We start from the raw sequence: 24619 nt of genomic DNA on the forward strand, positions 1-24619 counted from the left end.
AAAATATAGAAGAAAATATAGAAGAAAATATAGAAGAAAATATAGAAGAAAACCCCGCCGAATTTGATTCTCTTGATGATTTACCTATGGTTGAAGAAATGAGCGAAAAAGAGATGAGTTTTGATGATTTACCTGAAGATGCTCAATTTATTGGTGAAGCAAAAGATGATGATAGTGTTGCAGAAGAAAATGAACCTTTAGTAGAAGAGGTTTTTGAAGATGAAAGTATAGATGATTTTCAACCAGAAGAGGAGTTAAGCACTCAAGATAAAATAAAAGAAGAATTAGCTGCTATTGATGAACTAGATGAAGAATTTGGTGATATTGATGAGAATTTAATGAGTGATTTTGATATGCAGGATTTAAGTGAGGGTGAAGATTTACAAATGAAATCACAAGCCGATGTGAATGAGGAAAATATAGAGGAAAATATGAGTGAAGTTTTAGATAAAACGCAAGATGAATTTGCAAATTTAAACGAAAATGATATTATGTTAGCTTTAGGAGAAGAACTTGCTCCAGCTATTGTAGAAAAGAAAGAAGTAAGCAAGGTAAACACTGAAGAAAAAGCAGAGAATTTACAAGAAGATGAAATGGTAAATGAGCTTAGTAAAAGTATAGCTCAAACTATCACTTCGAGTATTACCGATGATACTTTAAAAGCAGCCTTAAAAGGCATGAAAATGAATATAAACATTAACATAAGCTTTGATGAGGATAAACATTGAGTGGTCAAATTTTAATCATCTCAGGGCCAAGTGGAGCAGGTAAGAGTACCTTGCTTCAAAGGCTTTTTAAAGAAAAAGATAATATTTATTTTTCTATTTCAAGTACAACAAGAGCTCCTAGAGAAAATGAAAAAAATGGAGTAGATTATTTTTTTATTAGCGAAGAAGAATTTAAACAAGGTATAGAAAAAGGTGATTTTTTAGAATGGGCTTTGGTACATAAAAATTATTATGGCACTTCGTTAATCCCTGTGAAAAAAGCATTACAAGAGGGTAAAAGTGTCATTTTTGATATCGATGTACAAGGTTTTTGTATAGCTAAAGAAAAAATGCCTGAATATATTACTTCTGTTTTTATTACAACTAAAAATAAAAAAGAACTTGAAAAAAGATTGCTTAAGCGAAATACTGATAAAATAGAAGATATTAGCAAAAGATTGGAAAATGCTAGTGATGAAATGGCTTATTTGGATCGATATGATTTTTTAATCATAAATGATGATCTTGAAAAAAGCTATAGGGAGTTAGAGGCGGTTTTTGAAGCTTCAAAATTAAAAAGTACAAAACATGATTTAAAACAAATTCAAATTCAATGGAATAAAGGAGAATAAAATGCATATGCCAAGCGGAACTCAATGGTTGATTATATTACTTATTGTAGTGTTACTTTTTGGTGCAAAAAAAATTCCAGAGCTTGCTAAAGGCTTAGGAAAAGGTATTAAAACTTTTAAAGATGAAATGAATACAGAAGATAATAAAAAAATCGTTCAAGAAGACGCGCAAAAAATTGAAAAAATCAATGAAAAAGATGTTCTTGTAAAAGAAAATAACGAAGAAGTAAAAAAAGCTTAAGGCAATACATTGAAAACTTTAGTTTATAAAGAAATTAAAGAAAAATTAGGAAGAGATTTTATCTTAGAAAATCCCAAGAATAAAAATCTAGCTCATTTTGCCACGCCTTTGGCTTTTTCTTTGGCTAAAGAATTAAAGCAAAATCCTATGATAATTGCCAATGATATTGTTGCTAAGTTAAAAAATTGTGATTGTTTTGAAAGTGTAGAGGCTTTAAATGGTTATGTAAATTTTAAACTTTCAAAAACTTTTTTAAATTCTTTGGCTACGCAAGCTTTGGGCGATAGTGAAAATTTTGCAAAAGATGATAAAAAAGAGCAGAGTTTTTTACTTGAATATGTGAGTGCAAATCCGACAGGGCCTTTACACATAGGACATGCTAGAGGGGCTATTTTTGGCGATACTTTAACTAGGGTTGCTAGGCATTTAGGATATAAATTTGATACAGAATATTATGTCAATGATGCGGGTAATCAAATTTATCTTTTAGGTCTTTCTATATTACTTGCAGTAAAAGAGCATTGTTTAAAAGAGCAAGTTCAATATCCTGATGAGTATTATAAAGGCGAATATATCGTAGATGTAGCAAAAGAAGCTTTTATTGTTTTTGAAAAAGATTTCTTTGTAGAAGAAAACATTCCGCAATTAGCACTTTGGGCTAAGGATAAAATGCTTAAAATTATCAAGCAAAATTTGGCCGATGCTAAGATATTTATTGATACTTATGTGAGCGAAACAAGTTATTATAATGAATTAGAAAATACCTTAAAAGCTTTAAAAGAGCATGGTGGTACTTATGAACAAGATGGTAAAATCTGGCTTGCATCAAGTGCTAAAGGCGATGAAAAAGATCGTGTGATTATTAAAGATGATGGAAAAGGAACTTATCTAGCTGCTGATATAGTTTATCATAAAGATAAAATGAGCCGCGGTTATGATAAGTGTATTAATATATGGGGAGCTGATCATCATGGCTATATAGCTAGAATGAAAGCTGCTATGGAATTTTTAGGTCATGATAGTCAAAATCTTGAAATTATCTTAGCGCAAATGGTTTCATTATTAAAAAATGGTGAGCCTTATAAAATGAGCAAAAGAGCAGGAAATTTCATCTTAATGGGTGATGTTTTAGAAGAGCTTGGCAGTGATGTGTTAAGATATATTTTTATTAGTAAAAAATGTGATACACATTTAGAGTTTGATGTAGATGAGTTTAAAAAAGAAGATAGTTCTAATCCCGTGTATTATATTAATTATGCTCATGCAAGAATTCATCAAATATTTGCTAAAGCCGGTAAGAGTGTAGATGATGTTATGCATGCTAAATTTGAGAGTTTGAATGAAGATGGCATGAATCTTTTATTTGAAAGTTTAAATTTAAAAGCAGTGCTTAATGACGCATTTGAGTCAAGAGCCTTGCAAAAAATTCCTGATTATTTAAAAAATTTAGCATCTTTATTTCATAAATTTTATAATGAAAATAAAGTAGTTGGTTCAGATAATGAAGATGAGCTTTTAAAACTTTTTGCCGTATGTGCTTTAAGTATTAAAACAGCTTTTGCGCTTATGGGGATAGAAGCAAAAAATAAAATGAATCACGATTAATTTTGATCGTGATTTTTACTTTTTTTAATACTTCTTGTCATCATAAAGCTTTGCTCAAAAAATAAAAGCAAAGTCACACTTACTCCTACTGCTAAGGCTAGTGTTACTGAAAGTGTTGTAAAAAAATGATCAAAAAATTGAATCAAGAAATTAGTCTTTTCGCTAATATCTTCTGAGCGTATAAAAGAAATTAAATACAATATGGCCTTATATGCATAAATTCCAGGTATCATAGGAATGAGAGCGGGAAAAGCTATGATTTCAGCAGGTGTTTTAAAAATCTTAGCTAAAAATAAACCAAGACAGCCTATACTAAAAGAAGCTATAAAGGTTGCAATAGCCAAGGTTTGAAAGCCAAAATATCCCATCAAGGTAAAGCGCATGCCATGAGCTATAGCGGCTAATATGGCTGAGAGTATGAGTGTTTTAAAGGGTGGATTACACACATAAGCAAAACCAAAACCTGTTAAAGCTGCAAAAAACATATCCCAAAGTATAGAAGAATAATCAATCATCTTAAAATCCCAAAATCATTAATACCAAGAGTAGTGTAAATTCCAATGGCAATACAGCATACTAATATCGCCACACTAATAATACGACTAAGCCCCATAAGTATATGATCTTTTAAAATGTCTATAACGGAGTTTATAAAATAAACCCCAGGAATTAAATATAATATACTAGAACCCAAAGCAACATTAGCTTCTTGCACGAGTTTTAAATCCACCCCAAAAAATACAATAAAAGAAGATAAAAAAGAACAAATAATGTATTGAATTCTTAAATCAATTTTTATTTTAGTGAGTAAAACTCTTAAGCTAAAACCTACTAAAGTAGCTAAAAATACAAATAAGCAACCATAAAAATCTCCTCCAAATAGCTTGCAAAATGCGGAATTTGCCACTGATACTAAAAATAAATTCGCTAAAAAAGGATTTCTTGTGCTTTGTTTGAGTTTTAAAAGAGAAAATTTAGCTTCTTCTAGGTTGTATTTATGATCATGAATTTGCCAGCTTAATGTACTAAGTTCTAAAATCAGTTTAAAATTAATATGATTGTGTTTATTAGGTATGATATAGGTTCTTTGTATGGAATTATCATCTTTATCAAAAATATTTAGTGTGGTATGATGAAAGAAAAAATTCATGTTAATCTCATAACCATATGCATTAGCTATTCTTCCAACGCACTTTGCCACTCTTGCTGTGTAGGTTCCAGCACTTAGAAAAACACTGATGTATTCGATTAAAAAATCTGTTAAATTTTGAATAGATGGCTTTTGCATAACATTTTTCTTTGAAATAATTTTTATAAGATTTTATCAAAAATCAAATATAAAATCATATAAATTTAAATGTTTTTAGACAATATATATTAAATTAAAGGAAATAATAAAATACCTAGCTAATGAAACTAGGTATTTAAAATTGAAATTTTAAGATATCTTTTTTCTTTTTTGGATATAGATATAAATAGCCACAATCATAGTAGCAAAAATAATACAAGCTACAATAACAAAATGCAAATATTCTTTAAGTAAGTCTTCATTTTTACCTAAAATATAACCTAATATAAGTAAAATTAAACACCAAATTCCAGCTCCTAAACTAGTATAAAATATAAATTTTTTCAAATTCATTCTTGCAAGTCCAGCAGGTAAAGAAATGTATTGACGCAATCCAGGGATTAATCTACCGCTAAATGTTGATATTTCACCATGTTTATTGAAAAAGGCTTCAAACTGAGCAAATTTTGTTTCATTAACTCCAAAATATTTACATATTTTTAAAATAACATTACGCCCTAAAAAATAACATAAGTAATAATTTAATAAAGCACCCAAAAGAGCTCCAAAAGTCCCACAAAATAGACATAGCCAAAAGTTAAGTTCATTTTGATGGGCTAAATATCCAGCAGGTATCATCACTACTTCACTGGGAAAAGGAAAAAAGGAACTTTCTACAAACATAAGAAAAATAATCCCCCAATAACCCCAATCTTTTGCAAGAGTGAGTAAAAAATCTATAATATCACCAAGCATAAATAACCTTTATTTTTTAAGCTAATGATATAAGTTTAGTTTTAATGTTTTAAAAATATAACATGGCTTTTGCGCAAATGATTATTAAAATACATAAAATCAATGCAATCAAGTGAGATTTCAAAGGATCTTTTCTTTTTAAAACTTTTATAAAAAATAAAGAATAAAAAGTCAAAGCTAGCATTGTTATTAATAATAAAAGCTTGATAAATAAAAATATGCCAAAATTACTCGCAAAAAAATCCCAAAAAGAGTTAATTTCATAAAAGCTCAAAAGATAAAATCCACTTAGTAAAAGTAAGATAAAAATACCAGCAAAAATAAAAATACTTGATTTAGTATAGGCTTTTTTGATTTTATCACAATCTTCTTTGTTTGCGTGTTGATAAGCAAAGCGATAAACACATACATCAAAAAATACATAGGCTATAAAAAATACAGCGCAAATAAGATGAATACAAATAAAAATAAAATGCATAATTAATCTCCTTAAAAATCATAGCACAATTTTAAGGAGATGTAAAATTAAAGTTTTTCTAAAATTTGGATAGTTTTGATTTTATCTCCTGCTCTAATGCTATCTAGTACTTCCAAACTTTCTTTATCTTCAGGGTTAATTTGCCCAAAGATAGTATGCACTCCGTCTAAATGAGGCTGTGGGCTGTGACAAATGAAAAATTGCGATCCGCCTGTATCTCTGCCAGCGTGAGCCATAGATAAGCTACCTCTTAAGTGCTTGTGTTTTTGATCGTCACATTCACATTCTATCTCATATCCAGGGCCACCTGAGCCTATACCATAAGGACAACCACCTTGTATCACAAAATTTGGAATCACGCGGTGAAAAACAAGCTCATCATAAAAACCATCATTGGCTAAGTTGGCAAAATTACACACAGTTTGTGGCGCTTCATCGGGAAATAATTCTAATTTCATATCACCTTTTTCGGTGCTAATGATAGCAAAATTGTATTTTTTTGCATTTTTTGTGTCGATTTTTTTAAGCATTTTTTGATCCTATTCTATATTAGTATAAACTGCTTGTACATCATCATCATCTTCTAATTTATCAAGCAATTTTTCAATATCAAGAAGTTGTTCTTCGCTAAAATTTACAGGATTGTTTGCAAGATATTCAAGTCCTGCTTTTTTTAGCACTAAGCCTTTTTTTTCTATGGCATTGCTAAGCTCGCCAAAAGCAGTGTAATCACCTATAATTAGTAATTCCTCTTCATTTTGCTCAAGCTCTTCAAGTCCTGCATCAATGAATTCAAGCTCAAGTTCTTCTAAATCTCCATCATATTTTTCAAGATGAAAAACAGCTTTATGTGAAAACATAAAAGTTAAAGAGCCATTTTGTAAAATTTCTCCACCATTTTTGCTAAAAATCGCTTTTACATTGGCCACTGTGCGTGTAGGATTATCACTCATACACTCAACAATGATTAAAGCTCCATGTGCTGCTTTTCCTTCATAGTGGATATTTTTAATATCAGCACTATCTTTTCCACTTGCTCTTTTAATAGCTGCATCGATATTGTCTTTTGGCATATTATTAGCTTTTGCAGTAGCTATGGCACTACGAAGCTTTGGATTCATATCAGGATCAGCTCCGCCTTCTTTTGCTGCTACTTGTATAGCCTTTGCAAGTTTTGGAAAAAGTTTGCTCATTTTATCCCATCTTGCTTCTTTAGAGGCTCTGCGATATTCAAACGCTCTTCCCATAAATTCTCTCTTTCTTATATTGTTTTAAAGTTAAAAGTATAAACTAAGAAGTCTAAATTTGATTTTAAAGGAGTAAAAGAGTGATCAGAAAAGCTAGAAAAGATGATGTTAAAAAATGCATACAATTGCTTGCTTTAGCAATGGATCATTTTATATACAAACTTAGTGGTTATAATGATCATCAAAAAGCCATAGAGGTTTTAGAAAATTTCTTCACTCAAGAAAATAATCGTTTAAGCTATGAAAATATATATGTTTATGAAGAAGATAGGGAAATTTTAGGTGCGATTTGTTTTTATGATGGGGCTTTGGCGGATGAGCTAGATAAGCCTTTAAATGAGCATTTAGAATTTTTAGGAATCAAAGAAAAAGTTTTAAAAGAATGTGAAAATGAGTTTTATTTAGATAGTATTTGTGTGGATGAAAAAGCAAGAGGGAAAGGTATTGCTAAGAAATTGATTGAATGCGCTTTCAATGAAGCTTTGAAAAATGGTAAAAAGCTTTCATTAATCGTAGAAGATGAAAATATAAATGCAAAAATGCTTTATGAAAAAATGGGTTTTAAACTGATAAAAAATAAAATTTTTCACTCTCATAAATATGAATACAGAGAAAAAGGAGAATAAATGATTATAAAAACTAAAAATATTAATTGTCAAAGTTGTGTAAATTTAATCAAGGCTTCTTTGGAAGATGAATTTGGTACCATGCAAATAAATGTTGAAACAAAAAGTATTGAGATTGATTTAAAAGCAGAACAAGTTGAAGAGTTCAAAAAACAATTACAAGATTTAGGTTTTGAGATAGATGAAGCATGAGTTAAAATTAAAAATAGGTAATATGACTTGTGTTAATTGCTCTAATGCTATAGAAAAAGTTTGTGCAAAAATTGATGGAGTCGAAGATGTAAGTGTTTCTTATGTCAATTCTAGCGGGGTGTTTTTGCTTAAAGATTTATCTTTGGAAGTAAAAATCAAAGAAAAAATCAAAGCTTTGGGTTTTGAGATATTACAAGAAGAGCAAAATTTATACGAGTTTAAACTCAAAGAGCTTAAAAATATGAAAACAAAGCTTATCATGAGTATAATTTTAAGCTCTATTGTGATGTATTTTGAAATGTTTGTTCAAGGAAATGTTTCTGCTTTAATTCAAATGTTTTTATCTATGGTAGCGATTTTTTATTGCGGAAAAGGTTTTTTTATCCACGCTCTTAAAGGATTAATACATAAAAATTTAGATATGAACACTTTGATATCCTTAGGTGCCTTTACTTCTTTTGTATATTCTTTTTTTGTGTATTTTGAGGTATTTAGCAAAGATGGTTATTTGTATTTTAGTGGCGGAGCGATGATTATAAGCTTTGTTTTATTAGGTAAATACTTAGAAGAAAAGGCTAAATTTAAATCCTTAGAGTATCAAAATAAATTAAAAAACATAGATATTAAAAAAGCTAATATAATCTTAGAAGATGGAAGTATAAAAAGCATACCCAGTGCTTTTGTAAAAGAAAATGATGTGATTTTAGTAAAAGAGGGCGAAAGCGTTGTTGCTGATGGGGTGATTATAGCAGGTGAAGCTGAGGTTGATGTGAGTTTTTTAACAGGAGAGTTTTTACCACTTTTAAAAAAGCAAGATGATGAGATTTTAGCAGGAACTGTGTTGATTAATGGAAGCTTAAAGATTAAAGCTAGTAAAAAGGCGATTGAAAGCTCATTAGAACAAATCAAAGATCTTGTTTTTAAAGCAGGTAATGTCAAAACACCTTTAGCAAATTTAGCTAATAAGATTTCAGCTTATTTTGTAGCTTGTATTATAATTTTATCACTTTTTGTGTTTGCTTTTTGGTATTTCAAAGAAGGAATTAATGCAGCGTTTTTACATGCTTGTGCTACGCTTTTAATCTCTTGTCCTTGTGCTTTGGGCTTAGCAACCCCTATAGCCATAGTTAGCGCTTTAGCAAATGGAGCAAGAAATTTTATCTTAGTGAAAAATCCAGCAGTGCTAGAGAATTTAGCTAGTATAAAACTTGCTATTTTTGATAAAACTGGCACTTTAAGTCAAGATGATTTAAGTGTTTATAAGCATGATCTAACTCAAGAAAATTTTCAAAAACTCACCCAAATTGAAAATTTAAGCTCACACCCAATCGCAAAGGCTTTTACTAAAGAATTGAATGTAAATTTAAATTTGCAAGGAAAATTAAGTGTTTTAGTGGGTAGTGGTTTGCTTTATGAGGAAAATGAAGATAAATATTTAATAGGCAATGAAAAATTAATGCTTGAAAATGGTGTTGATATACAAAAAAGCAAGCAATTTTTGCAAGAATTTGAAGATCAAGCACCTATATGTTTGTATTTTGCAAAAAATAATATTTGTCTTGGTGGGGTTTGCCTGAAAAATGAACTTAAAAACGAAGCTAAAGACTTGATAGTAAATTTAAAGCAAAAAGGTGTAAAAAGTATTATTTTAAGCGGTGATAATAAAAAAAGTGTTGCCAAAATAGCAAATGAGCTTAATATCGATGAGTATTATTCTGACTTAAAACCCGAGCAAAAGCTTGATTTTATAAAAGAAAAAATTAAAAAAGAAAAAGTGCTTTTTATAGGAGATGGTATCAATGATGCTCCTGCTTTAAATTTAGCTAGTGCAAGCATAAGTTTTTCCAAAGCAAGTGAGCTTGCTAAAAAAAGTGGAGATTTGATTTTAATAAAAGATGATTTATCTTTAATAGCTTATTGTTTTGAGCTTTCTCAAAAAACTAAAAATATCATCAAACTCAATCTTTTTTGGGCTTTTATTTACAATGCTTTGTGCATTCCTATTGCAGCAGGTTTTGTGCCATTTATAAGTCTTAGTCCGCATTTGGCAGCTTTGGCAATGTGTTTTAGTTCAGTAACAGTTGTACTAAATTCTTTAAGATTACGTTAGGTATTTAAGTTTATTTAATATTTTCTATATTATATTAATATAAATTTAACAAAAAGGAGTACTAGAATGAATTGCAACTGCGGTTTTTCTATGATGAATATAGTAAGATATTCTAAAATGATTATCTTGCTTACAGTTGCCTCTTTAGCGGCTATTGTTGTTTTTGGTAATGTAACTGATTACAATTCAAATTTTCAATTTGTAAAACATGTTATGAGCATGGATACCAAACCTGATTATTTAGGTAATGCTATTGTTTATAGAGCTATTACAAATTCTACTATCCATCATATTGCCTATATTTTTATTATTTGTTTTGAAGCTTTTATTATGTTAACTGCTTTAAAAGGCGCCTTGGATATGTTTAACGCAAGAAATTCAGATGCAAAAACTTTCCATGAAGCTAAAAAATTTGGAATCATTGCTTTAACTTGTTGTTGTTTACTTTGGTTTTTTGGCTTTCAAGTAGTGGCTGCAGAATGGTTTGGTATGTGGATGAGTAAAACTTGGAATGGCTTACCTGATGCTACCAGATTAGTAACTTATATGCTTTTAGCTTTAATTTATATTAGTATCAAAAACGATGATTGATTCATCAAACTCCTAAAAAGGAGTTTGATTTTATAGTTCATTAACAGCACGATATGCTTGATCAATTGCTGCGTGCATATAAGCATCCCAATCAGCATCTGAATTTGCTATAACGATATTACCAAAAGGTTTTCTTGCAAGTTCTATAGTTTTTTGCGCTTCTTCACTATCATCAAAAAGACTGTTTTCTGTATATGAATAACAATGCCCCCAACGATTTACAACTATAGCCTTAATGTCTCTTTCATGGTCAAATCCAGCCGAGCCTAACATGCCTTGAAGTTGATCGCGAACGATTTTTTCATGTTCTTCAAAACTCATAGTGAATAATAAATTTCTACCCACTCTAGCTCTATCTCTTGCATCCATTCCTTCAAGGTCGATTCCTTGCATAGAAGCAAATACTAAAGGCGAGCATACCATATGAACACAAATAGGCTTTTTAGGATCTCTTGGGTGATGGTATCCTCCCATATCCACAGGATAATCAAGCTTGGTTCTAGCATAAGGCATTTTTGGTGAATAAATTTCATGTACTCCAAGTTTTATAAATGGTTCCCAGTTACTTATAATAACATTTGTGTGTAAAAGTGATGTTTTTACGTTTTTACTCAAAGCATCTTTTTGATCTTGTGGCATGCTTGGTACTATGTATGGAATCATACTATTATAATTTGCCATTACAACTTTTTTAGCTTTTACTCTGTAATTTTTGCCTTTATTAACGTAAGTTACTAAAGCTCCATCTTTTGTATTTTCTACATTTATAACAGTGCTGTTTAATCTTAAACGCACTTTGTTTTTAGCAAGATCAAGTTTAGAATAATCAAAATGAGCTAGAGTAACTTCATCCATATCTTTGCCTTTTTTAGACACATCAGGAATTAATCTTCTAACCATTAATCTAGCAACAGTAGCATTACCATCAGCACAGTGGTGGATATATGGTTCTTCCATTTCAGCTAATGCTTCTCCCTCGATTGGATCAAGTCCAAGTTTGTCAAAACCAGGTAAAAATGAAGCTCTAGCATCTTCACAAGAAACAGCATCAATACCTAAAGCCAAAAAGTCATCTGTCATACCTTCAAAGAATTTTACAGCTTGTGGTGAAAGCTTAACTTTTTCTTCTAAGAATTTTTTATAGCTTGTTTTAGCCACATACTCATCTCTTTGCTCTTTTGTCAAGCCTTTTAAATAGTCTTTTTCGCTTTTAAATAAAGCAATTAAATCTTTTTTATCTTTTTCATTAAGAGGAAAATCACCTATAAAAGCTTCAACGCTTCTACCATTATGTCTTCCCTCAGGAATATCATCACAAATTACTTTTCTAGGGTTGCCACTTACGACCTTATCTACTCCAAATTCAGCCTTAGAAAAATACACACCCCTGCTAAGATTTAAATCAGGATAAAAATTTACATCAAAACGTTTAGCAAGCTCATCAATATCCACACCCAAAGATGATAATAAATCTACTACTTCTTTGGAATATAACGCCTTTGGTGATTGAAATGTTTCACTACCACCATAACTTAAAATAGTACCATCTTCTAAATCTATTTCATTTCTTCTAGCATGTCCACCAAAATCATCATGATTATCAAGGATAAGAATTTTTTTATCTTTTCCAAATTTGTTTTGATAAAAACAGGCAGCTGCTAAACCACTAATTCCAGCTCCAACTACAACCAAATCATATTCTTGTTTAGGTTTGATAGCGCTAAAGTCAAATTTTTCACCATCTCTTAGCATATGTGCAAATTCATAACTTGCATTATTGCTACCCCTTAGTCCAAGCCATTTTGGAGGATAGTATTCTTTGGTAAAATCTTCGATTTTGGCTTCTTTACCATATAATACTTGCAAAGGAGTCATTCCTGCAAGTATAGTTAAAGCCATTCCATTTAAAAAATCTCTTCTTTGCATGATTGTCCTTAAAATAAGATATATCAAGTCTTATTTTAAGAATATATTTATATATTTACTCTTAAAAGTGTTTCATTTGAATACAAATTTTTATAAAAAAGTTACTTTTTTTCTCTTTTTATAATTTTTATATAGTTTAATAAGTAGAAAAATCAAGGCTAGACTTAAAGCTAAAAAATGTGGAATTTGTGGTATTTTTGCAGATAAAAAATAATGCCAAGTTGCTAGTAAAAAGCAAAAATATCCAAGTTTTCTTATTTTACTCATTTTTTTAAAAAACTTAAATGAACTTATAAACATAAATGTGAGTATAAAAAAGCTTACAAAACCACTAAATTCTAAATTTTTACTAAAAGTATCTTTGAAAAAAAGTATTAAATCTAAATTTTTTCCAAAAGCAAAATAATTAAAAAAGTGAATCAAAGCCCAAAAAAATGCATAAAAACCTAAAAATTTAGGGTAATCTTTTGTGTGTTTATACTTTAAAAGTGAAAAAAACAGGCTCAATCCAAAAAAGATTAAGCCGAATATACCACTATAAAAATATACAGATTTTACAATATCAAATTCTTGCATGATTTGATAAATACTAAAAATAATACTTAAAGCAAAGGCTAAAAATCCACCGATATTATAAACTTTTTTGCTCATTAAAAATTAACCTTTAAGTCCATATCTTTATACAAATGTGCTACTTCTTTTTCATAGCCATTAAACATTTGTGTAGGCTTGGTGAAAAAATCTCCCAAAGGACGCTCATTTGCTTGAGACCATCTTGGATGAGAGACATTTGGATTAACATTAGCATAAAATCCATATTCTCTAGGGTTTGCTAGCTCCCATGTGGTTTTAGGTTGTTCTTTGGTAAATTCTATTTTTACAATAGATTTTATACTTTTAAAGCCATACTTCCATGGAACTACAAGACGAATCGGCGCTCCATTTTGTCCTAATAAAGGCTTTTTATACATACCCACAGCCATAAGCGTTAGTGGATGCATAGCCTCATCTAATCTTAAACCCTCTACATAAGGATAATCAAGAGTTGGGAAAAATGAAGCTTGATCGGCAAATTGATTTTTATCAAAAAGAGTGGTAAATTTTATAAATTTAGCCTCACTTTTGACTTTGCATTTTTCTATTAAAGCACGCAATTCAAAACCAACCCAAGGCACTACCATAGACCAAGTTTCAACACAACGAAATCTATAAATTCTCTCTTCTAAAGGAAAGGCTAATAAATCTTGCATGGTTAAAGTCAAAGGCTCTTCAACTTCCCCGCTAACTTCTATTTTCCAACCATTTGTGTTAAAATTTTTCGCAAGCTCTACGGCTCTTTTTTTATCAGTAGAAAATTCATAAAAATTTACATAATTAGTCGCAATTTTTTCATCGCTAAGTTTTAATTTTTCATTATTAGGATCAGGAAAGAAATTTAATGCCATCAATTCAGATTGAACTAAGGCTGAACTAACTAAAGCTCCAGCGCCTAGTTTTAAAAAATGGCGTCTTTTTTTATATAATTGTTCGTTTGTGATATTCATAATTTTCCTTTATAAGTTTTGTGATATTAAAACATATAAAGGAAAATAAAAGGATAATTTTTATTATATAAAAAAATATTTTAAAAAATTATCTCATTGTTTTCAGATAGAGCAGGGTTGTTTTTTGGAAATGGAGAAGTATTGGTATAATATTCTCTTTGTTTTTCATAAATTCCTTGGTAAACTCCTTTTGGAATGATAAATTTTCTGGCACTATCAGGATAAAGTTCTAAGTATTTTGTTAAAAATTCTTTAAAAACTGGAGCAGCAGTCCTTGCACCACCTTCGATTTGTTTCATAGGTTTATTATCATCATTACCATACCAAATGATAGCTTCTATTTCAGGAGTCAAGCCACAAAACCACGCATCTATGCTTTTATTTGAAGTACCTGTTTTTCCAGCTATTTCAATCCCTTCTACTCTAGCATTGCGTCCAGTGCCTTTTTCAACAACATTTTGCATCATATCATTAACTAAAAAGGCTTGTTCGGGTTCGCTGATTTTTCTTTCTCCAGAGTTAAACTCTACTACTATTTTGCCATTTTTATCAATTACTCTTTTAATGAGTATCAAATCTTTTTGCACGCCATAGTTTCCAAATACTGTATAAAGTTTAGCATAGTCATAAATAGAAATTCCAAAGCTACCCAAAACTATAGATAAATCAACCGGTATATTCTCAAAGCCCATAAATTGAAGTTTATCATGGATCACATCAAGTCCTAGGGCAAGAGCTAAATTTATGGTAGCTAGGTTTCTTGATCCAGTTAATGCTTCTTTTAAGCTTATAAGCCCTAGAAATTTTCCACCGTAATTTTTAGGTTTCCAGTCTTTCTCATCTTCTTTGGTGCTTTCAAAAATTCTTGAAATATCAGCAACCTTGCTCATAGGAGAATAACCCATGTCAATAGCAATTTGGTATAAAAAAGGTTTAAAAGAACTTCCAGGCTGTCTTAAACTTTGAGTAGCGCGGTTGAAATTACTTTTTGTATAATTTACTCCACCTACTAAGGCTAATATATCTCCATTTTGGTGATTTGCTACTATCATAGCTCCATTAAGTGTGCTTAAATTGGCATCTTTATCTCTTTTAACTATTTCATCATAGCCAAATTTTAAAGCTTCTCTTGCAATATTTTGCACATCAAGATCTATAGCAAGCTCTATTTTATAACCGCCACTTTTTAAGTCTTTAATTCCGCTTAGTTGTTTTAAAACTTCTTGAGTAACATAAGGAGCTGCATTTTGTGTTAAAGTATCATCATATACTTTTGGAATTTCTTTTAAGGCATTTTCATACTCTTCTTTAGAAATCCAACCAAGATTATACATTCTTTGTACTACGCTATTTGCTCTAGCTAAAGAAAGATCTAAATGTCTAGTAGGATCATAAGTACTTGGAGCCTTTGGCATACCTACTAAAATGGCAATTTCTTTCAAACTAAGCTCATCTAAATTTTTTCTAAAATACCCAAGCGCAGCAGTTTTTACTCCATAATATCCATGTCCAAAGAATATGAAATTTAAATATCTTTCTAAAATTTGCTCTTTAGTTAAAGTACTTTCTATTTTGTATGCAAGTAAAGCTTCTTTTAGCTTTCTACTTAAAGTACGCTCTGGGGTTAATTCTGTGTTTTTTATGAATTGTTGCGTAAGAGTGGAAGCTCCTTCCATGGTTTTTCCACCACTTCTTATGATTTTAATAGCTGCTCTAAAAATCGCATCTATATTAACACCACCATGTTCAAAAAAGCTAGTATCTTCAATGGCCACCAAAGCTTCTATAAGTCTTGGTGGAAGTTCTTCATAAGGAGCATAAAAGCGGTGTTGCTCGAAAACATTTGCAACTAATTTTCCATTTTTATCAAAAATTTGTGTTGTAAGAGGCGGTTTATAATCTTTAAAGGTGTATTGATTTAAATCAGAATCAGAAAACAAATATGCAATAAATATAAAAACTCCAACCGCACACACTACACAAAAAGAAAGAAATATTTTTAAAATTTTTATCATAAAAATGCTTTCAAAAGTTCTATATTAAGCCCTAGTGCTGTACTTTGATGGCCTATGATTTTTTTAATGTATTTTTTATGAAATCCCTCGCACATCACAGCTCCGGCTTTGCCTTGATAAAGTTTTGACTCAACGTATTCTTGCATATCTTTTAAATCAAATTTATCCAAAATCAAATCACACTTGCTAAGATTAAAAATCTTTTTATCTTCTAAAACTAAAATCATCGCGCTTAAAACGCTAATGCTTTTGCCACTTTGCAAATTGAGCATATTAAAAGCCTCATTATCGCTTTTAGCTTTAGTTAGAATGATATTTTGAGCACAAACTATGCTATCAGCAAATAAAACATTTTTTAAATCAGGATATTTTGCAAAAAACTGCCTTTCTTTTTCTAAAACAATTTTTTGCACATAAGAGCTTGGATTATCTTTTTTTACCAAGCTCTCATCATAATCGATAATAATTTGTTCAAAAGCGATATTTGCTTCTTTTAATAAAGCAACGCGTGAAGGCGAACTTGAAGCTAGATAAAGCATTAAGCAAGACTTTCTTCTATGATTTTCTTAGCATGATCAAGCGCTTGTTCTATTTTACTTGTATCTTTACCGCCAGCTGTTGCAAAATCATCCCTACCGCCACCGTTTCCACCAAGCATTTGCGCAATTTCTTTTACCAAAACACCAGCTTTCAATGAAGCGTCTTTAACACCTGCTGCTATGATGATTTTGCCTTCTTTTTCTTGTAAAAGTAAAATTACAGCTTTGTTAAATTTGTTTTTAAACTCATCTATCATGGTTTTTATATCGCCACTATCTATTTTTTGCACGCAATATTGAATGCCATTTAGTTCTTTAGAGTTTAATTCTGCTTTGTTTGAATTTTTTAATTCATTTTTTAAACTAGCTATTTCATTTTTTAATTTTGCCACATAGCTTAAAATATCATGAGTTTTTAACTCTTCTTTGGCTTGGTTTAGTTCTTTTAAATTTTCATTAACATAATCAAGTGCAGCTTTGCTTACTACTGCTTCTATCCTTCTAACTCCAGCACTAACCCCGCTTTCTTTGATGATATAAAAACTTCCTATTTCAGAGCTATTTTTCACATGGGTACCACCGCAAAGTTCTTTACTAGCTCCTAGGGTTAAAACTCTTACTTTTTCTTGATATTTTTCACTAAATAAAGCTATGGCGCCACTTTTTTTAGCTTCATCTAAAGCCAAAATTTCAATTTTAGCTTCATTTGCTTGCATGATGTAAGTGTTTACTAAAGCTTCTATTTGCTTTAATTCTTCTTTGTTTAGAGCTTTTGGATGAGTAAAATCAAACCTTAATTTATTATGCTCTACTAAAGAACCTGCTTGACTAATGTGTGAGCCAAGAATTTCTCTTAAAGCATGGTGTAATAAATGTGTCGCACTATGATGTCTTGCGATTTGTTCTCTTTTTTTAGTATCTATGCAAGCTAACACTTCATCATTTGTTTTAAGATCTTGTTTTAATTTCACTTGACTAAGATTAATATCAAAGAATTTTTGTGTATCTAAAACCTCATTTTCATTGATAAAACCTATATCAGCGCTTTGCCCTCCACTTGTTGCATAAAATGGAGTTTTTTCAAGCATTAACCATGCTATATCTCCTGCCTTAGCTTCGGTTATGATTTTAAAATTTTCATCTAAAATGGCCATGATTTTAGTTTTTTCTTCATAATTTTCATAACCACTAAAAGTATTTTTACCAAATTTTTCTAATAAAACTTTAAAGTCCCCGCTAATTGCTTTATCCCCACTTCCTTTCCAAGAAGCTTTGGCTCTATCTTTTTGTTCTTGCATAAGCTCATTAAATTTAGCCTCATCTACACTAAGATTTTTTTCTCTTAGCATATCTTGGGTTAAATCAAGTGGAAAACCATAAGTATCATAAAGTTTAAAAGCTACTTCACCGCTAAAAATATCTTTAGTTTTTTTAAGTTCTTCATTGAAAATTTCAATACCATTTTCGATAGTGCTTAAAAATCTTTCTTCTTCTAGTTTAATCTGCTCTTTGATAAATTCTTTTTTTTCATTTAGGTAAGTATAATGCCCACCCATTAACTCGCAAACTACATCTACAAGCTCATACATAAAAGCTCTTTTAAGACCTAGTAAATATCCATGTCTTAAGGCACGGCGCATGATTCTTCTTAAAACATAGCCCCTACCTTCTTTATCAAAGCCAACTCCTTGAGCAAGTAAAAATACACTTGATCTAATATGATCAGCGATTACTCTATAGCTAGCCCCATTTTCGTAGGTATAAGTTTTGCCACAAAGTTTTGCAATACTCTCAATAATAGGCATAAACAAAGAACTATCAAAATTGCTAAATTTTCCTTCTTTTATAGCACTAACTCTTTCAAGTCCCATACCTGTATCAATACTTGGTTTTGGTAATGGAGTAAGCGTTCCATCTGCACTTCTTTCATACTGCATGAAAACGAGGTTCCAAATTTCTAAGAACCTATCTCCATCACCACCCATATAATCTTCACTAGAATTAAAATGCTCAGCACCTTGATCATAAAAAATTTCACTACAAGGCCCGCATGGTCCAGTATCACCCATTTGCCAGAAATTATCTTTATCGCCAAATTTATAAATTCTTTCTTTTTCTATATGTTTTTGCCAAAGCTCATATGCTTCATCATCGCTTTCATGTACAGTTACATATAATCTTTCTTTAGGTAGTTTTAAAACTTCAGTTACAAATTCCCAAGCATAAGCAATAGCTTGTTCTTTAAAATAATCCCCAAAACTAAAATTTCCAAGCATTTCAAAGAAAGTATGATGTCTTGCTGTGTAGCCTACATTGTCTAAGTCATTGTGTTTTCCACCGGCCCTTATACAAGTTTGACAGCTTGTTTTACGCGGAGGATTAGGGCGTGGTACTTCTCCAGTAAATATACTTTTAAAAGGCACCATACCTGCATTAGTAAAAAGTAAAGTCGCATCATCAGGAACTAAAGGGCTTGAAGGAGTGATTTCGTGTCCTTTTGACTTAAAAAATTCTAAATATTCTTTTCTTATATCCATAGATTTTCCTAGCTAGTTTTTTGCTTAAAATAATACCAAAAATACTTTAAATTAAGTAAAACTATCTTATAATCACGATTTTAAATTTACTAAGGTAATACAATGAAAATTCCTTTTATAGACTTAAATGCTCAATATAATGCTTATAAAAATGAAATCGATGAGGCTATTAGTGAAGTTTTACAAAGCACTTCTTTCATAGGTGGTGCAAAATTAGAAGAATTTGAAAACAATTTAGCTAAATATATAGGTATTAAACACGCAATAGGTTGTTCAAGTGGCACAAGTGCGTTATTTTTAGCCTTGATGGCTTTGGGCGTAGGTAAAGATGATGAGGTAATAGTGCCAAGTTTTACCTTTATAGCTACGGCTGAAATGGTTGCTCTAATCGGCGCTAAACCTGTTTTTGTAGATATTGATTTTAAAGATTATAATCTTAGTTTAGAAAAAGTTCAAAGTGCTATCACGCCTAAAACTAAAGCTGTAATTGCTGTGAGTATTTTTGGGCTTATGCCTGATATGTTTGCTCTAAAAGAGCTTTGTAAAAGTCAAAATATTGCTTTGATAGAAGATAGCGCGCAAAGTTTTGGAGCTAGTCAAAAGGGTATAAAATCATGTGCTATAGCTGATATATCTTGCACAAGCTTTTTCCCGTCTAAGCCTTTAGGTGCTTATGGAGATGGCGGGGCGATTTTTACCCAAGATGATGAATTAGCACAAAAAATAAAAATTTATTTAAATCATGGACAAGTGCAAAGATATAAGCATAAATACATCGGTATTAATGGAAGGCTTGATACTATCCAAGCAGCTATTTTAAATGTGAAATTAAAATACTTAGATGAAGAGATTAAAAAAAGAGAAGCAATAGCAAAAATTTATGATGAAAATTTAAAAAATTGTATTTTACCGCCAAGAAAAGATGATTTTGTGAGTGCCCAGGCTCAATATAGCGTACGTGTGAAGAATAGAGAAAATTTCATGCAAAAATTACAAGAGCAAGGCATACCTACTGCGGTGCATTATCCTTTAGGGCTTCATTTGCAAGAAGCTTTTGATTATCTTGCTTATAAAAAGGGTGATTTGCCAAATACAGAGCTTTTGAGTAATGAAATTTTATCTTTGCCTATGAGTGCATTTTTAAAAGAAGAGCACCAAGCTAGAGTGATTGAGGCTTTTGAATGAAAATAGGGCTTATAGGCCTTGGTAAAATGGGCAAAAACCATTTAAGAGAACTTGAGCGTAATTTAAAAGTAAAAGAAATTCATCTTTATGATCCTTTTTGCAAAGATGAATTTAAACACTTTTTTCATAAAAATTTTGATGATTTTTTAGCACAAAATCTTGATGGTGTTATCATTGCCACGCCTACTCATACGCATTTAGACATAGCTTTAAAGGTTTTTCCTAAAATAAAAAATATTTTGATAGAAAAGCCTTTGGCATTAAATATTGATGAAATTTTAATTTTAGAGCAAAAAGCTAGAGAAAATAAAGTTAGAGTAGGGGTGGGTTTTTGCGAGAGATTTAATCCTGCTATTTTAACTTTAAAAGAAAAACTTTTAGAAGATGAGATTATAAGTATTAACATACAAAGAATTTCTCCTTATCCACAAAGAATAAACGATGTAGGTGTTTTAAGTGATCTTGGTGTGCATGATATTGACTTAGTTAGATTTTTAAGTCAAGAGCAAATTTTAAAAGCAAATATTTATAAAAGCTTTCATCATGATAAATTTGAAGATGAGGTAATGATAAGCTTAAAATTAGAAAATATCTTAGCAAGTATTCATGATAGCTGGAATGGACAATGCATTATAAGAAAAATCACACTTTTAGGTAAAAAACATACTTATGAACTTGATCTTAAAAATTTTGAACTTTTTATCAATATGCAAAAAATTCCAAATTTATATGAAAACTCTCCTTTATATGCGGAGCATGAAGCTTTTTTTGAGCTTTTGCAAAATGGGGTTTGTAAAAATTTAGCTAGCATTGAAGATGCTTTGAGAGTACAAGAAATTTTAGAAGGTGTTTGATAGTGAAATATGTATTTTTTTTAAATATGGGCGGGGTTAATAAACTTGAAGAATGTGAAGTTTTTTTAAAAAATATGTTTAATGATCCTTATATTTTAGGGATACAAAATGTTTTTTTAAGAAAATTTGTAGCCTTTATGATAAGAAAATCAAGACTAAAAGCTATGAAGCAAAACTATGAAAAAATGGGTGGGAAGTCCCCGCTTACTCAAATCACACAAAGTTTATGTGATAGATTAAATTCTAAAACTAGAGAATATAGCTTTGATTTTATTAGTCTTTATGTACCACCCTTTGCAAATGAGGTTTTTTCAAAATATGATTTTCAAAAAAATGATGAAATCATTTTATTTCCTTTATATCCTCATCATTCTAAAACTACTGTAACTAGTTCTTTAGAAGTGGTGCAAAATGAGCTAAGAAGTATCCAAAATCAAGCTAATGTAAAAATCATTGATGTTTTTTATAAAGATGAACTTTATAATGAAATGATTATAAAGCATATTTTAGAAAAAAAGAAAGAATGTGATTATAAAACTTTGATTTTTTCTGCGCATTCTTTACCGCTTTCAGTGATTAAAAAAGGCGATTTGTATGAAAAACATGTGCAAGAGCATGTGGGTATCTTAAAAGAAAAACTTAAAAATGAATTTGAACAAATCATTTTATCATATCAATCAAAACTAGGTCCAGTAAAATGGCTTGAACCTAATACAAGTGATATTTTAGCAAATTTAGATCAAAAAGCTTTGATTTATCCTATATCTTTTTGTATAGATTGTTCTGAAACGATTTTTGAACTTGGAGTTGAGTATAGACACTTAGCAAAAAGTGATTATGAGCTTATCCCTTGTTCTAATGATAGCGATGAGTTTATAGAGTTTGTTTTAAATTGTTTAGTTTAGAGTCAAATAAAACTCTAAATTTTAAAGTTAGTTTGGATTAGTTTTTTATCGTTTTGTTTTCTATAGGCTTTAAATAACTTTCTTTTATCATAAGATTTACTGTATCTTTAAACATAGGTAAAGCACTTTGTGCAGCATAATAACTATAAGCCTTGGTAGGATTTCTCACCAAAACCCCTATGGTGTAATTGTTTTTCTCATCATTTGCAAAGCCAAAAAATGAAGCATTGTAGCGATTTGAAGTATAGCCTTTTCTCTCAGCAATCCTAGCTGTACCTGTTTTACCACCTATGATAATGCCTTGAGTTTGTGCTTTTTTACCCGTTCCTTTTTCTATAACATTGATTAAAATTTGTTGCATTTCTTTGGCAGCTTTACTTGAGAGAATTTTTTCTTTTTTAACTTCATCATCAAGTTTTATTAAGCGTCCATCTTGATAAATTTTATTTGCAATTTGTGGTGTGATATAAATTCCATCATTGTTAAATACATTATAAGCAGCTAGAAGTTGCATAAAAGTTGTTTTTAAGCCATAACCATAACTTAATACAGATTTTTCTACTTCTCTTAACCTTTTTGGATTTGGTATTTCTCCTTTTTGTTCATAAGGAAGATCAATACCACTTCTTTCTCCAAAACGAAAAATTCTAAGCCCTGAGATGATTTCAAGATTGCTTAATCTTTGGGCGATTTTAATCATGCCGACATTTGAAGAGTAGGTGATAACTTCTTCCATGCTCATTTTATCTTTTCTATGATCATCGCGTATGGTAAAACGACCAAGCTTGTATTGACCGCCTTGAGTGTTGATGATTTCATTGACTTTGATTTTATCAAGCATTAAAGCAGTGGTAAATATAAAAGGCTTTATAACAGAACCTGCTTCATAGCCATATTCTATCGCGCTTGCATTAAGTACAGATAGATCTTTTCCACGATTTTGCGGATCGTATCTTCTTGAGCTAGCAAGGGCTAAAATTTTTCCACTTTTACTTTCCATAATTGCAACTATAATTTCATTAGCTTTTAGATCTTCATTTCTTTTATCAATAGCCTTTTCTAAGCCTTTTTGAAGTTTTAGTGAAATATTTAAGTATAAATTACATCCATCTATTTTACGCTTTTCATAAGAGTGTAAATTTAAGATAATATTGCCACCTATATCTCTTAAACCTTGGATTTTTGCATTTTGTAAAGGGCTTAAGCATTCATTGTAGTATTTTTCTAAACCTTTTATGCCGACATTTTTAAAAATTTCGCTTTTTTCATCCATATAAGTTCTTGTGTAGCCTATGATAGGAGTAAGTGAGTCTTTTGGCATATACACGCGATCTTCTTTGTGTTCTATGATATCAAGTCCTCTTGTTTCAACTCTGCCGTTGTTATTTGTAAAAGACTTAAAAAAACCTTGAGTATAAAGCTTTTTAGCTAATTCTTTTAAATAACTTGCATCTTTTGAGTTAATATCTTGGAGTAAAATAAAATTATAACTTCTTCTTTTTTTTGCAAGCATTCTTTTTTTGATATCTTGCATTTGTTCATCGCTTGCACCACTATAAATTTGAAAAAGCGTTAAGAATAATTCTTTTTTATCAGGATTTAAACTTCTTAGATCAATCTCTGCTCTATAAATTTGCCTACTAGAGGTTACTGTAAAATTATCGCTTGTGATGATATTACCTCTAAGAGCGGAAAAATATTGTTCTTTTTGGGTATTTGGTATATGGCGTTTTGAGGTTAGAAAAAAAGTAGAAAGTAAAAACAAGGCCATAAAAAACAGAGCCATACAAAAAGCAAAAGCTACCTTTGAAACTCTATTTCTAATGGTGTTTGAAAGCATATATTAAATTTGAGTTCTTGAAATTTCTTTATATGCGTTTATAGCCTTATTTCTAACTTCAAGCATAAATTTCATACTTGATTCAGCTTTGCTAATCGCAATTGCTGCTTGGTGTAAGTCTTTTACTTCACCTGTTGCGATATCTACCATAGCAGCTTCAGCTGTTTCTTGAGTTTTATTAAGGTTGTTTATAGAATTTTTTAATAAGCTTGAAAATTCATCACCTATATTATTTGAGTTGTTATTATTTTTATTGTTAACATTGTTAAATTGATTTATACCATTAATAGTGTTCATTTATTAACCTCTTAGTAAATCTATCGCACTTTGTGCTATAGTTTTAGTGCTTGTAAAAGCGCTTACATTTGCTTGGTAAGCTCTTGTTGCTTCTATTAAATCGGCCATTTCAATGACAGGGTTTATATTTGGAAAAGCAACATAACCTTGTTCATTTGCATCTGGATGAGATGGATCAAATTTCATACGAAAATCTTTATCATCTCTTACAACCTTATCAACTACTACGCTCATTATAGCAGGTTTTGCATCTTTTTGCGAAGCTGGGTCGTTTAAAGGATTTTCATATTCTAAAAAATTATTATCTTTAGCGATTTGTTTATTTAGTAATTCATTAAAATCAGTCGCTTTAAAAATCACTTCTCTTCTTCTATACGGTCCGCCTTCTGCTGTTCTGGTAGTGTTTGCATTAGCTATATTTGAGCTAATTACATTCATTCTAAAGCGTTGAGCACTAAGTCCGTATCCGCTAATATCAAAATCACTTAAATAAGCCATTGTTTT

25 protein-coding genes and 1 pseudogene are annotated in these 24619 nt (G+C 30.4%); 11 read left to right on the top strand and 15 right to left on the bottom strand.

Annotated features, from left to right (window positions below; all coding sequences use genetic code 11):
- From L8X24_RS00005 to argS, 4 genes and pseudogenes are all read left to right on the top strand, one after another.
- Positions 1 to 728 (top strand): annotated as a pseudogene (locus tag L8X24_RS00005) (highly acidic protein); the annotation flags it as partial.
- Positions 725 to 1339 carry a guanylate kinase gene (gene gmk / locus L8X24_RS00010; protein WP_263663070.1) on the top strand — a complete coding sequence of 205 codons (615 nt, stop codon included), beginning with the start codon at positions 725 to 727 and terminating at the stop codon, positions 1337 to 1339. The pseudogene L8X24_RS00005 and the gene gmk, both read left to right, overlap by 4 nt.
- 1 nt (position 1340) lies before the next feature.
- A complete protein-coding gene (locus L8X24_RS00015) occupies positions 1341 to 1580 on the top strand; it encodes a twin-arginine translocase TatA/TatE family subunit (protein WP_263663071.1) in 240 nt (79 codons plus the stop codon).
- Between the two features lie 9 nt (positions 1581 to 1589).
- Positions 1590 to 3185 (top strand): arginine--tRNA ligase, encoded by a 1596-nt coding sequence (argS, locus tag L8X24_RS00020; RefSeq protein WP_263663072.1) that lies wholly within the window; start codon positions 1590 to 1592, stop codon positions 3183 to 3185.
- On the opposite strand, the gene L8X24_RS00025 is transcribed toward argS, so the two are convergent.
- From L8X24_RS00025 to L8X24_RS00050, 6 genes are all read right to left on the bottom strand, one after another.
- Positions 3182 to 3700: a threonine/serine exporter family protein gene (locus L8X24_RS00025; protein WP_039618755.1), complete on the bottom strand. Its 519-nt coding sequence runs from the start codon at positions 3698 to 3700 to the stop codon at positions 3182 to 3184. The two genes, argS and L8X24_RS00025, sit on opposite strands and share 4 nt — an antisense overlap.
- Positions 3697 to 4473 carry a threonine/serine exporter family protein gene (locus tag L8X24_RS00030; RefSeq protein ID WP_263663073.1) on the bottom strand — a complete coding sequence of 259 codons (777 nt, stop codon included), beginning with the start codon at positions 4471 to 4473 and terminating at the stop codon, positions 3697 to 3699. The genes L8X24_RS00025 and L8X24_RS00030 overlap by 4 nt, the downstream gene beginning before the upstream one ends.
- A 150-nt stretch (positions 4474 to 4623) precedes the next feature.
- Positions 4624 to 5229: a DedA family protein gene (locus tag L8X24_RS00035; RefSeq protein WP_263663074.1), complete on the bottom strand. Its 606-nt coding sequence runs from the start codon at positions 5227 to 5229 to the stop codon at positions 4624 to 4626.
- A 49-nt stretch (positions 5230 to 5278) separates the two neighbouring features.
- Positions 5279 to 5707, bottom strand: a complete 429-nt coding sequence (locus tag L8X24_RS00040) for a trehalose-6-phosphate synthase (RefSeq protein WP_214098150.1) — start codon at positions 5705 to 5707, stop codon at positions 5279 to 5281.
- A 47-nt stretch (positions 5708 to 5754) separates the two neighbouring features.
- A complete protein-coding gene (locus tag L8X24_RS00045; protein ID WP_263663075.1) occupies positions 5755 to 6237 on the bottom strand; it encodes a peptidylprolyl isomerase in 483 nt (160 codons plus the stop codon).
- Positions 6238 to 6246: 9 nt separating this feature from the next.
- Positions 6247 to 6954 carry a YebC/PmpR family DNA-binding transcriptional regulator gene (locus L8X24_RS00050; protein ID WP_263663076.1) on the bottom strand — a complete coding sequence of 236 codons (708 nt, stop codon included), beginning with the start codon at positions 6952 to 6954 and terminating at the stop codon, positions 6247 to 6249.
- A gap of 80 nt (positions 6955 to 7034) precedes the next feature.
- Between L8X24_RS00050 and L8X24_RS00055 the strand changes: the two genes are divergently transcribed.
- The 4 genes from L8X24_RS00055 to L8X24_RS00070 all read left to right on the top strand — a co-directional run bounded on the left by L8X24_RS00055 (position 7035) and on the right by L8X24_RS00070 (position 10473).
- Positions 7035 to 7580, top strand: coding sequence for a GNAT family N-acetyltransferase (locus tag L8X24_RS00055; protein WP_263663077.1), 546 nt, complete (start codon positions 7035 to 7037; stop codon positions 7578 to 7580).
- The gene (locus L8X24_RS00060; protein WP_263663078.1) at positions 7581 to 7772 is read left to right on the top strand and encodes a heavy-metal-associated domain-containing protein; all 192 of its coding nucleotides are present in this window, start codon (positions 7581 to 7583) and stop codon (positions 7770 to 7772) included.
- Positions 7762 to 9882 carry a heavy metal translocating P-type ATPase gene (locus tag L8X24_RS00065; protein ID WP_263663079.1) on the top strand — a complete coding sequence of 707 codons (2121 nt, stop codon included), beginning with the start codon at positions 7762 to 7764 and terminating at the stop codon, positions 9880 to 9882. The genes L8X24_RS00060 and L8X24_RS00065 overlap by 11 nt, the downstream gene beginning before the upstream one ends.
- A gap of 66 nt (positions 9883 to 9948) precedes the next feature.
- Positions 9949 to 10473: a DUF2165 family protein gene (locus L8X24_RS00070; protein WP_263663080.1), complete on the top strand. Its 525-nt coding sequence runs from the start codon at positions 9949 to 9951 to the stop codon at positions 10471 to 10473.
- 30 nt (positions 10474 to 10503) lie between these two features.
- Here the strand turns inward: L8X24_RS00070 and L8X24_RS00075 are convergent, their stop codons facing one another.
- From L8X24_RS00075 to alaS, 6 genes are all read right to left on the bottom strand, one after another.
- Positions 10504 to 12399: an NAD(P)/FAD-dependent oxidoreductase gene (locus L8X24_RS00075; protein WP_263663081.1), complete on the bottom strand. Its 1896-nt coding sequence runs from the start codon at positions 12397 to 12399 to the stop codon at positions 10504 to 10506.
- A 90-nt stretch (positions 12400 to 12489) separates the two neighbouring features.
- Positions 12490 to 13050 carry a sulfite oxidase heme-binding subunit YedZ gene (locus L8X24_RS00080; RefSeq protein ID WP_263663082.1) on the bottom strand — a complete coding sequence of 187 codons (561 nt, stop codon included), beginning with the start codon at positions 13048 to 13050 and terminating at the stop codon, positions 12490 to 12492.
- A complete protein-coding gene (msrP, locus tag L8X24_RS00085; protein ID WP_257396805.1) occupies positions 13050 to 13943 on the bottom strand; it encodes a protein-methionine-sulfoxide reductase catalytic subunit MsrP in 894 nt (297 codons plus the stop codon). Before msrP ends, L8X24_RS00080 begins: the two co-directional genes overlap by 1 nt.
- A gap of 80 nt (positions 13944 to 14023) precedes the next feature.
- Positions 14024 to 15955: a penicillin-binding protein 1A gene (locus L8X24_RS00090; RefSeq protein WP_263663246.1), complete on the bottom strand. Its 1932-nt coding sequence runs from the start codon at positions 15953 to 15955 to the stop codon at positions 14024 to 14026.
- Positions 15955 to 16497 carry a septum formation inhibitor Maf gene (gene maf, locus L8X24_RS00095; RefSeq protein WP_263663083.1) on the bottom strand — a complete coding sequence of 181 codons (543 nt, stop codon included), beginning with the start codon at positions 16495 to 16497 and terminating at the stop codon, positions 15955 to 15957. Before maf ends, L8X24_RS00090 begins: the two co-directional genes overlap by 1 nt.
- Complete coding sequence (gene alaS / locus L8X24_RS00100; protein ID WP_263663084.1) at positions 16497 to 19034, bottom strand: alanine--tRNA ligase; 2538 nt, start codon at positions 19032 to 19034, stop codon at positions 16497 to 16499. Before alaS ends, maf begins: the two co-directional genes overlap by 1 nt.
- Positions 19035 to 19142: 108 nt before the next feature.
- Between alaS and L8X24_RS00105 the strand changes: the two genes are divergently transcribed.
- The 3 genes from L8X24_RS00105 to hemH are packed head-to-tail and all read left to right on the top strand — an operon-like array spanning position 19143 to position 21978.
- The gene (locus L8X24_RS00105; RefSeq protein WP_263663247.1) at positions 19143 to 20219 is read left to right on the top strand and encodes a DegT/DnrJ/EryC1/StrS family aminotransferase; all 1077 of its coding nucleotides are present in this window, start codon (positions 19143 to 19145) and stop codon (positions 20217 to 20219) included.
- A complete protein-coding gene (locus L8X24_RS00110) occupies positions 20216 to 21073 on the top strand; it encodes a Gfo/Idh/MocA family protein (protein ID WP_263663085.1) in 858 nt (285 codons plus the stop codon). The genes L8X24_RS00105 and L8X24_RS00110 overlap by 4 nt, the downstream gene beginning before the upstream one ends.
- A gap of 2 nt (positions 21074 to 21075) precedes the next feature.
- Positions 21076 to 21978 (top strand): ferrochelatase, encoded by a 903-nt coding sequence (hemH, locus tag L8X24_RS00115; RefSeq protein ID WP_263663086.1) that lies wholly within the window; start codon positions 21076 to 21078, stop codon positions 21976 to 21978.
- Positions 21979 to 22015: 37 nt separating this feature from the next.
- On the opposite strand, the gene L8X24_RS00120 is transcribed toward hemH, so the two are convergent.
- Genes L8X24_RS00120 through flgC form a run of 3 tightly spaced genes read right to left on the bottom strand, consistent with a single transcriptional unit; the run spans position 22016 to position 24613 of the window.
- On the bottom strand, positions 22016 to 23818 hold the full coding sequence (locus L8X24_RS00120) for a peptidoglycan D,D-transpeptidase FtsI family protein (RefSeq protein WP_263663087.1): 1803 nt from the start codon (positions 23816 to 23818) through the stop codon (positions 22016 to 22018).
- Positions 23819 to 23821: 3 nt separating this feature from the next.
- The gene (fliE, locus tag L8X24_RS00125) at positions 23822 to 24115 is read right to left on the bottom strand and encodes a flagellar hook-basal body complex protein FliE (protein WP_039668591.1); all 294 of its coding nucleotides are present in this window, start codon (positions 24113 to 24115) and stop codon (positions 23822 to 23824) included.
- A 3-nt stretch (positions 24116 to 24118) separates the two neighbouring features.
- Positions 24119 to 24613 (bottom strand): flagellar basal body rod protein FlgC, encoded by a 495-nt coding sequence (flgC, locus tag L8X24_RS00130; RefSeq protein WP_039618718.1) that lies wholly within the window; start codon positions 24611 to 24613, stop codon positions 24119 to 24121.
- Between the last annotated feature and the right edge of the window lie 6 nt (positions 24614 to 24619).

The sequence above is a fragment of the Campylobacter sp. CNRCH_2015_0814 genome (assembly GCF_025772765.1).
Lineage (GTDB): Bacteria > Campylobacterota > Campylobacteria > Campylobacterales > Campylobacteraceae > Campylobacter_D.

What these genes read in the sequence shown, in the direction of transcription:
- L8X24_RS00015 (WP_263663071.1), top strand. Translation starts at nt 1,341, where the DNA reads ATGCATATGCCAAGCGGAACTCAATGGTTGATTATATTACTTATTGTA.
- L8X24_RS00025 (WP_039618755.1), bottom strand. Translation starts at nt 3,700, where the DNA reads ATGATTGATTATTCTTCTATACTTTGGGATATGTTTTTTGCAGCTTTA.
- L8X24_RS00030 (WP_263663073.1), bottom strand. Translation starts at nt 4,473, where the DNA reads ATGCAAAAGCCATCTATTCAAAATTTAACAGATTTTTTAATCGAATAC.
- L8X24_RS00035 (WP_263663074.1), bottom strand. Translation starts at nt 5,229, where the DNA reads ATGCTTGGTGATATTATAGATTTTTTACTCACTCTTGCAAAAGATTGG.
- L8X24_RS00040 (WP_214098150.1), bottom strand. Translation starts at nt 5,707, where the DNA reads ATGCATTTTATTTTTATTTGTATTCATCTTATTTGCGCTGTATTTTTT.
- L8X24_RS00045 (WP_263663075.1), bottom strand. Translation starts at nt 6,237, where the DNA reads ATGCTTAAAAAAATCGACACAAAAAATGCAAAAAAATACAATTTTGCT.
- L8X24_RS00050 (WP_263663076.1), bottom strand. Translation starts at nt 6,954, where the DNA reads ATGGGAAGAGCGTTTGAATATCGCAGAGCCTCTAAAGAAGCAAGATGG.
- L8X24_RS00060 (WP_263663078.1), top strand. Translation starts at nt 7,581, where the DNA reads ATGATTATAAAAACTAAAAATATTAATTGTCAAAGTTGTGTAAATTTA.
- L8X24_RS00065 (WP_263663079.1), top strand. Translation starts at nt 7,762, where the DNA reads ATGAAGCATGAGTTAAAATTAAAAATAGGTAATATGACTTGTGTTAAT.
- L8X24_RS00070 (WP_263663080.1), top strand. Translation starts at nt 9,949, where the DNA reads ATGAATTGCAACTGCGGTTTTTCTATGATGAATATAGTAAGATATTCT.
- L8X24_RS00075 (WP_263663081.1), bottom strand. Translation starts at nt 12,399, where the DNA reads ATGCAAAGAAGAGATTTTTTAAATGGAATGGCTTTAACTATACTTGCA.
- L8X24_RS00080 (WP_263663082.1), bottom strand. Translation starts at nt 13,050, where the DNA reads ATGAGCAAAAAAGTTTATAATATCGGTGGATTTTTAGCCTTTGCTTTA.
- msrP (WP_257396805.1), bottom strand. Translation starts at nt 13,943, where the DNA reads ATGAATATCACAAACGAACAATTATATAAAAAAAGACGCCATTTTTTA.
- maf (WP_263663083.1), bottom strand. Translation starts at nt 16,497, where the DNA reads ATGCTTTATCTAGCTTCAAGTTCGCCTTCACGCGTTGCTTTATTAAAA.
- alaS (WP_263663084.1), bottom strand. Translation starts at nt 19,034, where the DNA reads ATGGATATAAGAAAAGAATATTTAGAATTTTTTAAGTCAAAAGGACAC.
- L8X24_RS00110 (WP_263663085.1), top strand. Translation starts at nt 20,216, where the DNA reads ATGAAAATAGGGCTTATAGGCCTTGGTAAAATGGGCAAAAACCATTTA.
- L8X24_RS00120 (WP_263663087.1), bottom strand. Translation starts at nt 23,818, where the DNA reads ATGCTTTCAAACACCATTAGAAATAGAGTTTCAAAGGTAGCTTTTGCT.
- fliE (WP_039668591.1), bottom strand. Translation starts at nt 24,115, where the DNA reads ATGAACACTATTAATGGTATAAATCAATTTAACAATGTTAACAATAAA.
- flgC (WP_039618718.1), bottom strand. Translation starts at nt 24,613, where the DNA reads ATGGCTTATTTAAGTGATTTTGATATTAGCGGATACGGACTTAGTGCT.